Origin of the sequence: Streptomyces sp. NPDC089799, from assembly GCF_040684755.1 — a bacterium.
GTDB lineage: Bacteria > Actinomycetota > Actinomycetes > Streptomycetales > Streptomycetaceae > Streptomyces.
Window position 1 is genome coordinate 38,795 of record NZ_JBFBGR010000004.1, and the last position, 12,374, is coordinate 51,168.

12 protein-coding genes are annotated in these 12,374 nt (G+C 71.0%); 6 read left to right on the forward strand and 6 right to left on the reverse strand.

Annotation, left to right across the window (positions count from 1 at the left end):
- Positions 1 to 12 precede the first annotated feature (12 nt).
- Positions 13 to 252 carry a hypothetical protein gene (locus tag AB0O36_RS04820; RefSeq protein ID WP_365104651.1) on the forward strand — a complete coding sequence of 80 codons (240 nt, stop codon included), beginning with the start codon at positions 13 to 15 and terminating at the stop codon, positions 250 to 252.
- Between the two features lie 723 nt (positions 253 to 975).
- On the opposite strand, the gene AB0O36_RS04825 is transcribed toward AB0O36_RS04820, so the two are convergent.
- Complete coding sequence (locus tag AB0O36_RS04825; protein ID WP_365104081.1) at positions 976 to 2,295, reverse strand: class I SAM-dependent methyltransferase; 1,320 nt, start codon at positions 2,293 to 2,295, stop codon at positions 976 to 978.
- 91 nt (positions 2,296 to 2,386) lie between these two features.
- Between AB0O36_RS04825 and AB0O36_RS04830 the strand changes: the two genes are divergently transcribed.
- Together AB0O36_RS04830 and AB0O36_RS04835 are read left to right on the forward strand one after the other, a co-directional pair.
- Positions 2,387 to 3,325: a polysaccharide deacetylase family protein gene (locus AB0O36_RS04830; protein WP_365104083.1), complete on the forward strand. Its 939-nt coding sequence runs from the start codon at positions 2,387 to 2,389 to the stop codon at positions 3,323 to 3,325.
- 192 nt (positions 3,326 to 3,517) lie between these two features.
- A complete protein-coding gene (locus tag AB0O36_RS04835) occupies positions 3,518 to 4,381 on the forward strand; it encodes a polysaccharide deacetylase family protein (RefSeq protein WP_365104653.1) in 864 nt (287 codons plus the stop codon).
- Here AB0O36_RS04835 and AB0O36_RS04840 read toward each other — a convergent pair.
- On the reverse strand, positions 4,378 to 5,775 hold the full coding sequence (locus tag AB0O36_RS04840; RefSeq protein WP_365104086.1) for an FtsW/RodA/SpoVE family cell cycle protein: 1,398 nt from the start codon (positions 5,773 to 5,775) through the stop codon (positions 4,378 to 4,380). The two genes, AB0O36_RS04835 and AB0O36_RS04840, sit on opposite strands and share 4 nt — an antisense overlap.
- 371 nt (positions 5,776 to 6,146) lie before the next feature.
- On the opposite strand from AB0O36_RS04840, the gene groES reads away from it, so the two are divergent.
- Positions 6,147 to 6,455 carry a co-chaperone GroES gene (groES, locus tag AB0O36_RS04845; protein ID WP_007265952.1) on the forward strand — a complete coding sequence of 103 codons (309 nt, stop codon included), beginning with the start codon at positions 6,147 to 6,149 and terminating at the stop codon, positions 6,453 to 6,455.
- Between the two features lie 116 nt (positions 6,456 to 6,571).
- Positions 6,572 to 8,203 carry a chaperonin GroEL gene (gene groL / locus AB0O36_RS04850; RefSeq protein WP_365104089.1) on the forward strand — a complete coding sequence of 544 codons (1,632 nt, stop codon included), beginning with the start codon at positions 6,572 to 6,574 and terminating at the stop codon, positions 8,201 to 8,203.
- A gap of 143 nt (positions 8,204 to 8,346) precedes the next feature.
- Here groL and AB0O36_RS04855 read toward each other — a convergent pair whose 3' ends face one another.
- The 3 genes from AB0O36_RS04855 to AB0O36_RS04865 form a co-directional block, all read right to left on the reverse strand.
- Positions 8,347 to 9,057: an ester cyclase gene (locus AB0O36_RS04855; protein WP_365104092.1), complete on the reverse strand. Its 711-nt coding sequence runs from the start codon at positions 9,055 to 9,057 to the stop codon at positions 8,347 to 8,349.
- 99 nt (positions 9,058 to 9,156) lie between these two features.
- Positions 9,157 to 9,930: an SDR family oxidoreductase gene (locus AB0O36_RS04860; RefSeq protein WP_365104095.1), complete on the reverse strand. Its 774-nt coding sequence runs from the start codon at positions 9,928 to 9,930 to the stop codon at positions 9,157 to 9,159.
- 25 nt (positions 9,931 to 9,955) lie between these two features.
- Positions 9,956 to 10,642: an MOSC domain-containing protein gene (locus tag AB0O36_RS04865; RefSeq protein ID WP_365104098.1), complete on the reverse strand. Its 687-nt coding sequence runs from the start codon at positions 10,640 to 10,642 to the stop codon at positions 9,956 to 9,958.
- Positions 10,643 to 10,731: 89 nt separating this feature from the next.
- On the opposite strand from AB0O36_RS04865, the gene AB0O36_RS04870 reads away from it, so the two are divergent.
- The gene (locus tag AB0O36_RS04870; RefSeq protein WP_365104101.1) at positions 10,732 to 11,631 is read left to right on the forward strand and encodes a LysR family transcriptional regulator; all 900 of its coding nucleotides are present in this window, start codon (positions 10,732 to 10,734) and stop codon (positions 11,629 to 11,631) included.
- Positions 11,632 to 11,821: 190 nt separating this feature from the next.
- Here AB0O36_RS04870 and AB0O36_RS04875 read toward each other — a convergent pair whose 3' ends face one another.
- A complete protein-coding gene (locus tag AB0O36_RS04875; RefSeq protein ID WP_365104104.1) occupies positions 11,822 to 12,148 on the reverse strand; it encodes a WhiB family transcriptional regulator in 327 nt (108 codons plus the stop codon).
- Between the last annotated feature and the right edge of the window lie 226 nt (positions 12,149 to 12,374).

Here is a 12,374-nt window from a genome sequence, read left to right on the forward strand (position 1 = left end):
ACCGTCGCGTTGATGTGGGAGGCCCGGGCGGTCACCGGGCGGGGCGGCGAACTGCTGGAATGGGCCCGTGCGCAGACCCTGGCGCAGGAGCCGCTGCGCCGCGAGCTGCTGCGCGCCCCGCAGGACCGGGTCCTGGTCATCACCTGGTGGGAGGCCGCCGACCTGGCCGCCGACCTTCCCGAACTGCCCGAACCCGCAGCCGACCTGATCACCCGTCCGGTGCACCGCTGGCGCTTCGAGTCGGTGTCCTGAACACCCCGTCCCCCGGCCCCGGGGCCCCCGCGGCGCCCCGGGCCGCCGATCCGCGGCCGTCCCGGGGGAGGCCGCCGTTCCACCCCGCCGGGACCGATATCGTCATGCGCATGCCCCGCCGTGATCTTCCTCCTCCGTCGCCGCCCGCGCAGCTGCGCGCCCGGCCGAACGAGGACGCGCTGCGGGAGCAGCGGGTCGGCCACCCGGTGGAGCTGGCGCGGCAGAGCCTCGGGCTCGGACGGCTGCTGCTCCTGTGGACCGTCGCCGCGGTCTTCGCCCTGGGCTGGTCCTTCCTCGGGATGGCCCTGATGGCCTTCGAGGAGCAGGGCGGCGCCCTGGAGGCGCTGATCGGCGGGGTCTTCGCCGTGCTCGGGCTCGGTGTGCTGGTGCCGGCCGGGTTCTGGTGCCTGTGGGGCGTGCGGCGGGACCGCGAGGTGCGGCTCCGGCTGCGCGCGTGGGCGGGAGCGGAGGCCGCCGTGCCGGACCCCGCCACCGAGGCCCGGCTGCGCGCCCCGGGCCGGAGCCTGGGCTGGCTGGTGAGCTCCTGCGCGATGGGCGCGATGGGCCTGTGGGTGACCTTCGGCGCGGCGGCCGGGTTCGGCCCGGGCGGGGCGACGTACGGCGAGATCGCGTACGCGATGGGCGTCGGCGTGATCCTGTGGATCACGGGCCTGCTGGGTGCCGGCAAGGCGGTCACCCACTACCGGTGGGCTCGGCGCGCCTTCAGCGGGCCGTCCCGGAAGCCGGATCGGAGCCGGGCGCAGTCCCGGTCCCGGTCCCAGTCCCGGAGTCAGACCCGGAGTCAGACCCGGCCTCAGAGTCCGGAGCCGGAGCCGGAGCCGGAGCCGGACCGGGCGCAGGAGCAGTCGCCGGAGCAGGCGAGCCGATGAGCATGGCCGGTGCGCCGGCCACCCGGGTCAGGAACACGGTCGCCGCGTTCCGCCCCTGCGGCTTCACCTTCCGGCGGAGCTCCTCCGGCTCGATCGCCGAGCCCCGCTTCTTCACGGTCAGCACCCCGACCTCGCGCTCGCGCAGCAGCGCCTTGAGCTTCTTCAGGTTGAACGGGAGCACGTCGGAGATCTCGTACGCCGTCGCGTACGGGGTGGGACGCAGCTCGTCGGCGGTGACGTAGGCGATGGTCGGGTCGATCAGCCGCCCGCCGTCGAGGCCGGCCGCGACCTCGGAGACCAGGTGGGCGCGGATCACCGCGCCGTCGGGCTCGTAGAGCCAGCGCCCGACCGGACCGGGCTCGGGGTCGGGCAGCGTCCGCGGGGGGCACAGCGAGTGCGGGCCGGGCAGCAGGGTGGACCGGAACGCGCCGGGGGTGGTGCCGAACCACAGCACAGCCTCCTTCACGTCCCCCTGGTCGGAGATCCACTCGGCCTCCGCCTCGGCGGGGACGGCCTCGTGCGGGATTCCGGGAGCCGTCTTGATCGCCGCGCAGCGCGTCGTACGGGCGGCCCGCACGGCCCAGGACAGCGGTGGTGAGTACGCCTCGGGGTCGAAGGTGCGGCCCCTGCCGCCGCGCCGGGCCGGGTCGAGGAAGACGGCGTCGAAGCCGGTGAGGTCGACCTCCGTCACGTCCGCCTCCCGGACCTCGATCAGCCCCTCCAGCCCGAGCGCCGCGGCGTTGGCGCGGGCGACCGCGGCGGTCAGCGGGTCGCGGTCCACGGCCAGGACCTCGATGCCGGCCCGGGCCAGGGCGATCGCGTCCCCGCCGATGCCGCAGCACAGGTCGGCGAGGCGGCGGACGCCGAGCGCGGCGAACCGCTCCGCGCGGTACGCCGCCACGCTCGCCCGGGTGGCCATCTCGACCCCGCCGGGCGTGAAGTACATGCGGTACGCGTCCTCGGCGCCGAACTTCGCCACCGCGCGCTGCCGCAGCCGGGCCTGCCCGAGTGCCGCGGACACCAGCTCGGCCGGGTGCTCGCGGCGCAGCCGGGTGGCGACGGCGAGCTCCCGGGCGGGGTCGTAGTCGCGCAGCGAGTCGAGGAGGGCGCGGCCCCCGGGGGTGAGCAGGGCGGCGAAATCGTGCTGGTTCACCGGCTCATTGTGCGCCAGTCGATGGAAGGTGCGGGGTCGGGCCGTGGTGTCGGCCGGGGCGTCGTACCGGCTGCTGACAATATGCCAAGCTATGCAGCTAGTAGGAAAAAAGGAACAAAATGCCCGTCGTGGCGTGGGTTCGCGCGGTCGGTTCGGGGTGGCGCTGGCCGCGCTGCTGGTTGCCGCCCTGGGCACCGCCTGCGGCTCGTCCGAGGCGGACAAGACCCCGACCAAGCCGGGGAAGCCGAAGGCGGGCAGCGAGGCCGGCGCCGCCGGCGCGCCCGGCAACCAGGCGGCCCTGGCCAAGCAGAAGGAGATGGCCCGGCTCGCCGCGGTGAAGAGGTGGGGGCTCGCCAAGCCGCCGCTGATCGCCCCGGCCGCCCCGAAGCACAAGCCGGAGATCGAGACCCGCGAGGGCTTCGAGGTCGACGACCACGAGGGCCTGCCTCCGGTGTTCACCACCATCCCCACCGAGGAGAAGGTCGTCTTCCTCACCATCGACGACGGCGCCGAGAAGGACCCCGAGTTCCTCCGCATGATGAAGGAACTCGACATCCCCTACACCGCGTTCCTCAGCGACTACCTGGTGCGGGACAACTACCCGTACTTCAAGGAGATGCAGGCGGCGGGCGTCACCCTGAACAACCACACGCTGAACCACCGCTACATGCCGGCCCTCTCCTACGAGAAGCAGCGGCAGGAGATCTGCGGCCAGCAGGACAACATCCAGAAGCGCTTCGGCAAGCGCCCGACGGTGTTCCGCCCGCCGTACGGCAACTACAACGACGACACCCTGCGCGCGGCCGCGTCCTGCGGCATCAAGCACGTTCCGCTGTGGAACGAGGAGGTGTTCCCCGACCGGATGGACTACCGCGAGTGGGACCGGGACGTCCACCCCGGCGACATCATCCTCACGCACTTCCGGGGGCGGGAGGACTGGAAGGGCACCATGCCTGACATGATTCGTCAGGTCATGAAGACCGTGACGGACAAGGGCTACGCGGTGGGCCGCCTGGAGGACTACCTCTAACCGCCGCCCCGGAGGCCCGGGTTCACGGGCCGGACCCGGTCCGAAGCGAACGGCTCCGGACCGTTCGGAACCCCACCGATCCCACCGATCCCATCGGGAAGCAGAGGGTCATCCCAGATGTCGAGCACCCCCCGCCGCGACGGCGCGGCCCCGCCGCTCCGCGGAATCGTTTCGGCCCGTACGGCGCGCCGCCTGACGGCCGGACTGCTGGCGGTGGGTGCGCTGGCGCTGACCCTCTCCGGGTGCGGGGAGAGCGTGGACCCCATCGAACGGCTGGGCCGCAAGGCGACGGGCGAGGCCCACAGCGGCGGCCCGTCCGGCGGCCCCACCTCCCCGGCCCCGTCCGCGAAGCCGTCCGCGTCCTCCGATGCGTACCGGCACTGGGGACTCTCCCGCCCGCTGGAATTCGCCCCGAAGCCGGAGCGGAAGCCGGTGCTGCCGAAGGCGGCACCGGGGCGGGTCCCGGTGGTCGACCGAATACCCCTGCCCGCCGGGCAGAAGACCGTCTTCCTGACCTTCGACGACGGAGCCGAACGGGACCCGCGCTTCCTGCGGATGGCGGCGGACCTGAAGTTCCCGATCACCATGTTCCTGACGGACAGCGTGGCCTCGCCGGGATACGACCACTTCGCGCAGCTGCGCGACCAGGGCAACGGCAGCGGGATACAGAACCACACGCTCGGCCACCCCAACATGCGGACCCTCTCCTACGAGGCGCAGAAGGCCCAGATCTGCGGCCAGCAGGACCGCCTCGCGGCCCGTTTCGGCACCCGTCCCCGCCTGTTCCGCCCGCCGTACGGCAACTACAACGACAACACCCTCCGCGCGGCGAAGGACTGCGGTGCGGAGGCGGTGGTCCTGTGGCGGGCGTCGATGCAGATCAGGAACCTCCAGTACGCGGAGGGCTCCGCCCTCAAGCCGGGCGACATCATCCTGGCCCACTTCCGTGGCCCCGCCGAGCTCAAGGGCACCACGGAGACGGAGATGACCACCCGGATGCTCCGGAAGATCCAGGAACAGGGCTTCACGATAGGCCGCCTGGAGGACTACCTCTAGGTCCCGGCAAGGACCCCCGCCGGTTCCGGCACGCTCCGCGCGTCCGCCTCGCGCTGGCGTTCGGCGCTGTCGCTGATCCGGAGCAGCAGGGCGATCATGATCCAGTTGGCGAGCAGGGACGATCCGCCCTTCGCCAGGAACGGGAGGGCCTTCCCGGTCAGCGGGATCAGGCCGGTGACGCCGCCCGCCACCACGAAGACCTGGAGGGCGAGCGCCGCGGACAGGCCGACGGCGAGCAGCTTCCCGAACGGGTCCCGGGAGCCCAGGGCCATCCGCAGCCCCCGCTGGACCAGCAGGGCGTAGATGACCAGCACCGCCATCACCCCGGCCAGGCCGAGTTCCTCGCCGACCGTGGTGAGGATGAAGTCCGACCGGCCGGCGAACTTGATCAGTTCGGGGTGGCCCTGGCCGAGCCCCGTGCCGGTGATGCCGCCGGTGCCGAAGCTGAACAGGGCCTGTGCGGACTGGTCCGAGGTCAGGCCGGGGGGCCGCTGGTCCGGCGGGAGGAAGATGGCCATCGGGTTGAGCCACGCCTGGACCCGGTTCTTCACGTGCGGCTCCGTGGAGCCGACGACGAACGCGCCCACCGCCGCCATCAGTGCGCCGAAGACGATCCAGCTGGTGCGCTCGGTGGCGACGTAGAGCATCACCACGAAGACGCCGAAGAAGATCAGCGAGGTGCCCAGGTCCCGTTCGAAGACCAGCACCAGCATGGCCAGCACCCACACGGTGACGATCGGTCCGAGCTGGCGCATGGGGGGCAGCTGCATGCCGAGGAAGCGGCGGCCGGCCAGGGCGAGGGTGTCCCGGTGGACGACCAGGTAGCCGGCGAAGAAGACCGCGATCATGATCTTCACGAACTCGCCCGGCTGGACCGAGAACGGCCCGATGAAGATCCACCGCTTGGCGCCGTAGGTGTCGGCGCCGAAGAACGCCGGGGCGATCAGCAGCACCAGGGCGACCGTCATGGTGAGGTAGATGAACCGCTGGAGGTAGCGGTGGTCGCGCAGGAGGGCGACCGCCGCCACGCAGGCCGCCACGCCGATCACCGTCCACAGCAGTTGCCCGGGGGCGTTCGCCTCGCCGCCGTACCGGTCGATGTACGCCTGGTCGAGCCGGTGCAGCAGCACCAGTCCGAGCCCCGTGAGCAGCATGGCCAGCGGCAGGATCAGGGGATCGGCGCAGGCCGCGAACCGCCGTACGCCCAGGTGTGCCACCAGGGACAGCAGGGCCATGCTGACCGCGAACCGGGCGACGCCGGCGGGCGGCTCGCCGTTCATCCCCAGACCGGCGTTGACGTATCCGAGGACGGTCACGCCGACGACCAGGGCGAGCAGCAGGGCCTCGGTGCGGCGGCGGGCGCCCGCCGGCGCCGAGGGTCTCAGTCCGCGCACGGGGAGCCCGGTGCGGTCCGCGGGGTCCGCGAGAACCGCGTGGTCCGCGTGGTCCGCGAGGCAATGGGGCGGATTGTCTTCATATCGTCTAGGACGACGATGTGCTCCTCATGGTTGCCTGCCGTCGCCGGTGCGCGCGGCGCGGAATCGCCGTAGCGCGGCCGAAACCCGGTGTTCCGCAACGCCGCGCGGCGCGAATTGGCACTCCGCTTGACCGAGTGCTAATCGCCGGAATAGTCTCGGGCCTGGCACTCGCCACCGGTGAGTGCCAACACAGCGACGGGCAGGTCCGGCACCCGCGACGACGGATCCACCTGGTCGCCACCTCAGACAGTTAACCCCGTGAGATCTCCGAAGGGGGAGGTCGGATCGTGACGACCGCCAGCTCCAAGGTTGCCATCAAGCCGCTCGAGGACCGCATCGTGGTCCAGCCGCTCGACGCCGAGCAGACCACGGCCTCCGGCCTGGTCATCCCGGACACCGCGAAGGAGAAGCCCCAGGAGGGCGTCGTCCTCGCCGTGGGCCCGGGTCGCTTCGAGGACGGCCAGCGTCTGCCGCTCGACGTGAACGTCGGCGACATCGTGCTGTACAGCAAGTACGGCGGCACCGAGGTGAAGTACAGCGGCGAGGAGTACCTCGTCCTCTCGGCTCGCGACGTGCTCGCGATCGTCGAGAAGTAATTCACCCGAAGCAGAAGATGCTTCTGAGCTGCGCCCCTGGTCCCCGCTGTTGTGACGGGCGGCGAGGGGCGCGGTTCGTTAAACCCCAGATTTTTCGAGAGGGCTGAACCGCTCCCATGGCGAAGATCCTGAAGTTCGACGAGGACGCCCGTCGCGCCCTCGAGCGCGGCGTCAACAAGCTTGCCGACACGGTCAAGGTGACGATCGGCCCCAAGGGCCGCAACGTCGTCATCGACAAGAAGTTCGGCGCCCCCACCATCACCAACGACGGTGTCACGATCGCCCGCGAGGTCGAGCTCGACGACCCGTACGAGAACCTCGGCGCGCAGCTCGTCAAGGAGGTGGCGACCAAGACCAACGACATCGCGGGTGACGGCACCACCACCGCGACCGTGCTGGCCCAGGCGCTGGTCCGCGAGGGTCTCCGCAACGTCGCCGCCGGTGCTTCCCCGGCCTCCCTGAAGAAGGGCATCGACGCCGCGGTCAAGGCGGTCTCCGAGGACCTCCTCGCCACCGCCCGCCCGATCGAGGACAAGACCGACATCGCCGCCGTGGCCGCGCTCTCCGCGCAGGACCAGCAGGTCGGCGAGCTCATCGCCGAGGCGATGGACAAGGTCGGCAAGGACGGTGTCATCACCGTCGAGGAGTCCAACACCTTCGGTCTCGAGCTCGAGTTCACCGAGGGCATGGCCTTCGACAAGGGCTACCTGTCCCCGTACTTCGTGACGGACCAGGAGCGCATGGAGGCCGTCCTCGAGGACCCCTACATCCTGATCAACCAGGGCAAGATCTCCTCCATCCAGGACCTCCTGCCGCTGCTGGAGAAGGTCATCCAGGCCGGTGGCTCCAAGCCGCTGCTGATCATCGCCGAGGACGTCGAGGGCGAGGCGCTCTCCACCCTCGTCGTCAACAAGATCCGCGGCACCTTCAACGCCGTCGCCGTCAAGGCCCCGGGCTTCGGTGACCGCCGCAAGGCGATGCTGCAGGACATGGCCACCCTCACCGGTGCCACCGTCATCGCCGAGGAGGTCGGCCTCAAGCTCGACCAGGCCGGTCTGGACGTGCTGGGCTCCGCCCGCCGCGTGACCATCTCCAAGGACGACACCACGATCGTCGACGGCGCCGGCAACTCCGAGGACGTCCTCGGCCGCGTCAACCAGATCAAGGCCGAGATCGAGGCCACGGACTCCGACTGGGACCGCGAGAAGCTCCAGGAGCGCCTCGCGAAGCTGGCCGGCGGCGTGTGCGTGATCAAGGTCGGCGCCGCCACCGAGGTGGAGCTGAAGGAGAAGAAGCACCGTCTGGAGGACGCCATCTCCGCGACCCGCGCCGCGGTCGAGGAGGGCATCGTCTCCGGTGGTGGCTCCGCTCTGGTCCACGCCTCCAAGATCCTCGCCGACAACCTGGGCAAGGACGGCGACGAGGCCACCGGTGTCGCGGTCGTCCGCAAGGCCGCCGTCGAGCCGCTGCGCTGGATCGCCGAGAACGCCGGCCTCGAGGGCTACGTCATCACCTCCAAGGTGGCCGAGCTCGACAAGGGCCAGGGCTTCAACGCCGCCACCGGCGAGTACGGCGACCTGGTGAAGGCCGGCGTCATCGACCCGGTCAAGGTCACCCGCTCCGCCCTGGAGAACGCCGCCTCCATCGCCTCCCTGCTGCTCACGACCGAGACCCTGGTCGTCGAGAAGCCGGCCGAGGAGGAGGCCAACGGCCACGGTCACGGCCACGGTCACGGCCACAGCCACTGATCGCGTCCCCGCGATCGCCGCACGGCAACAGGAAGGCCCCGCTCCGCGCTCGGAGCGGGGCCTTCCCGTGTCTCCGGTCCCGTGTCTCCGGTCCCGTGTCTTCAGGTCCCGTGCCTCATGGCCTGTCGCTCAGGACCCGTGTCTCAGGACTCGTACGGAGTGCCCATCGTGTCCATCTGACGCTGCAGTTCACCGACGTTGTAGCTCCACCAGCCCTCGGTGAGCATGCCGTTGGTGCAGCGGAAGGTGGTGGTCCCCGTCATCTCGTACGTCTTCCCCGTCGGGGCGACGCCCATGAACTCGCCCTTGTGGGTTCCGTGCCACTTCCACACGGTGGTGACGAACTCGCCCTCGGCGAGCTGGGCCATCGGCTCGAAGGTCATGTCGAAGGCGGCACGCCACTTCTCCATGTCCGCGCGCATCGCGTTCCGTCCGATGACGGTGGACTCGGTCTTGCCCGAGTCGTGGTCGATGTAGTTCGCGTCGAAGCACTCCTCGAAGACGGCCATGTTGCCGTGCATCGCGGCGTCCGTGAACACCCGGTTCACCAGGTGCTTGTTGAGCTGCTCGTCGCGGACCACGTCCAGGTTGGTGAAGGTCGGCATGCCGTCGCAGAGCGCCATCATCTCCTGGAACATCTTGTCCGTCTCCGGGAGCTGAGAGTTCTTCATGGCGTCTTCGTACGAGGGGAACTCGACCACGTCGACGTAGTGCTCCATGTCCTCGCGGTCCTGGCCGATCATGCTGTGCGTGACCGTCCGCCTGCCCTGGCTCTGGGCGACGTACCGGTCCATGAGGTCGGAGAGGTCCCCGTAGCGGCGCGTCTTGTAATCGATTATCTGTACGAATGTCATGGCGGTCTCCCGGGCTGGAAGGGGCACATCCATTTTATTCCGGTACGCCCGTTTGGCCCTGCCGTGCGTCGGCCTGCCGCGCATCGGCTGCGCGTCGGCCTACTGCGGTCCGTACTTCCGGCCGGTCCGCGAGGACACCCCGCCCAGCAGCCCGCGCGGCGTCAGCTTCACCAGGCCCATCAGCGCCTTGTACCGCGGGTCCGGGATCGACACCGTCTTCCCGCGCGCCAGGTCCGACAGCGCCTCCGCCACCAGCTTGTCCGCGTCCAGCCACATCCAGCCGGGGATGTTGTCGGTGCCCATGCCCGCCCGCTGGTGGAACTCGGTGCGGACGAACCCCGGGCACAGGGCCATCAGCCGCACCCCCGAATCGGCCAGGTCCCGGGCCGCGCCCTGGGTGAACTGCACCACCCACGCCTTGCTCGCCCCGTACGTCCCGCGCGGTACGAACGCGGCCACCGAGGCCACGTTGATCACGCCGCCGCGTCCGCGCGAGCGCATCGCCGCGGTCGCCGCCGACGTCAGCCGCAGCACCGCCTCGACGTGCACCTTGAGCATGGTCAGCTCGTCGGCCATGGAAACTTCCAGGTAACGGCCCTTGTTCCCGAACCCGGCGTTGTTGACCAGCAGGTCCACCGGGTGGGTGCGGTCGGCGAGCCGGGCCTCGACCGCGCCGATGCCCTCCTCGGTGGACAGGTCGGCGGAGAGCACCTCCGCCTCGATGCCGTGCCGGTCGTGCAGCTCGGTGGCCTGCTCGCGCAGCCGCTTGGTGTCGCGGGCGACCAGCACCAGGTTGTGCCCCTGGGCGGCGAGCCTGCGGGCGAAGGCGGCGCCGATGCCCGCCGTGGATCCAGTGATCAGCGCAGTCGTCATGGGGGCAACCTAGCCGCCCGGCGGGTCAGTTCCGCGCGGCTGTGCCACTCCCGTGCTTCTCGGCGTAGGCCAGGGCCTTGTCGCGGGCTTCCGGCTCCAGCGCCTCGCCGGCCGCCAGGATCCGCGGCAGCAGGTGCCGTTCCGTGGTGTACGCCCGGAACAGGAAACCGACGCTCACCTCGTGGCCGGGCCGGTGCAGGACCTCGACCGGGTCGCCGGGGGAGACGTGCCCCTCCTGGATCACCCGCAGGTACGCGCCGGGCCGCCCGACCTGGGTGAACCGCTTCACCCAGCCCGGCTCGTCCAGGTGGCCCTGGAAGGTCCGGCACGGGATCCGGGCGGAGGCCACCTCCAGCACCACCTCCCGGCCGATCCGCCAGCGCTCTCCGATCAGGGCGCCGTTCACGTCGAGGCCGGAGGTGGTGAGGTTCTCGCCGAAGAGCCCGCCGGACAGCTCCCGGCCGAGCTCGGCCTCCCACCAGTCCAGGTCCTCGCGGGCGTAGGCGTAGACGGCCTGGTGGTCGCCGCCGTGGTGGCGCCTGGAGCAGATGTCGTCGCCCTCCACGCCGGAGCCCCCGACGCCCTTGGGGCCGGGGGCGAAGACCCGGACCGGTCCCGGGACGGGCCGTTTGGCGATGCCGGTCATGCCGTCCTCCGAGTCGGTGTACGCCACGGCGGTGGCCTTGCCCAGATTCACGGAGAGGACGCGCATGCGAGCACGCTAACCCGGGCCCGCACCGATCCCCAAAGGGATAAAGGTGATACTGGCGCGTCCGTCAAAGCGGGTCTTATGCTCGAAGGGTGATCGAGGCACGTCATCTCCGGGTCCTGCGCGCCGTGGCCGCCACCGGATCCTTCTCCGCCGCCGCCCGCGAACTGGGCTGCACCCAGCCCGCCGTCTCCCAGCAGATGAAGGCCCTGGAGCAGTCCGTGGGCACCCCGCTGCTGGTCCGGGCCGGCCGGGAGACCCGGCTCACCGAGGCGGGCGAGGTCCTCGTGCGGCACGCCGCGGGCATCCTCGGCGGGCTGACCGCGGCCGAGGAGGAGGTCGCTGCCATCGCCGGGCTGCGCGCCGGCCGGGTCCGGCTCGTGTCCTTCCCGAGCGGCAGCTCCGCGCTGGTGCCCACCGCGCTGGCCGCGCTGCGCGCGAAGCACCCCGGCACCCGGGTCTCGCTGGTCGAGGCCGAACCGCCGCGCTCGGTGGAGATGCTGCGCGAGGGCGACTGTGACGTGGCGCTGGCGTTCCGCTACGCGGGGGCGGCCGCCGGGGAGTCGGAGTGGGAGGACCTGGTGGTCCGGCCGCTGCTGACGGACCGGCTGGTCGGGCTGCTGCCGGAGGGGCACCGGCTGGCCGGCGCGGAGCGCGTGGGGATGGCCGAGCTGGCCGGGGAACCGTGGATCGCGGGCTGCCCGCGCTGCCGCCGCCACCTGGTGGACGTGTGCGAGAGCGCCGGGTTCACCCCGGGCATCGACTTCGCGACCGACGACTACCCGGCGGTGGTCGGCCTGGTCGGCGCGGGCCTGGGCGTGGCGGTGCTGCCCGAGCTCGCCGTGGAGTCCGTACGGGCCAAGGGCGTGTCCACGGTGGCCGTGGACCCGGCGGTGGAGCGCGAGGTGGTGGCGCTGACGCTGCCGGACCTCGCGCGCGTGCCGGCCGTTTCGGCGACTCTGGCGGAACTGGAACGGGCCGCCGCCCGCTGACACCCGCCGGGGGTGTCCGGCGGCGGGTCGGCGGCCGTTCGCGGTGGGGTCCTGCATGGATCCGGGCGGTGATCTCGGATCTCGCGTGGATTCCTGAGCGGATTCCTGCGTGGATCCCTGCGCGGATCCCTGCGGAGATTCCTCAGAGGAAACGTTCCTTCAGACGTTTCCGGTCCGTGGGCGGTGGCTCTCAGTGCGGTGCGGCCGGGCCGGTCGCGCTGCTGGCGGGGATGAGCCGGTGCCGGGCGCGTCCCATCAGTTCCTCGCGCTCGTCCTCGGTGAGCCCGCCCCACACTCCGTAGGGCTCACGGACGGCGAGCGCGTGCGCGGCGCATTCCGAGCGCACCGGGCATCGCATGCAGACCTCTTTGGCCGAGGCCTCACGCGCGCTCCGGGCGGCACCCCGCTCTCCCTCGGGGTGGAAGAAGAGAGAGCTGTCGACTCCACGGCAGGCTGCCAGCAGCTGCCAGTCCCAGAGGTCGGCGTTCGGTCCGGGGAGGCGGGAGAAATCTGCCATTGCTAGTCCTCTTGGTGCCGGTACTGAGACGGATACGGTCCAAGTCTCCACACCTACTGTCGTAGTAGATGTAAATATGACTCATTGGGAATCTAGCCTCAGGTACGTGCCAAACGGAAGGAAAGCCGCCAAATAGGGCATAGCTCCAGATGGAGGACAGATGGCTTGTGGCGCCTGTGCCGTGATCGGTTCCTCACGTAGAGTGCCGAAGGTGTCCGTCCGACCC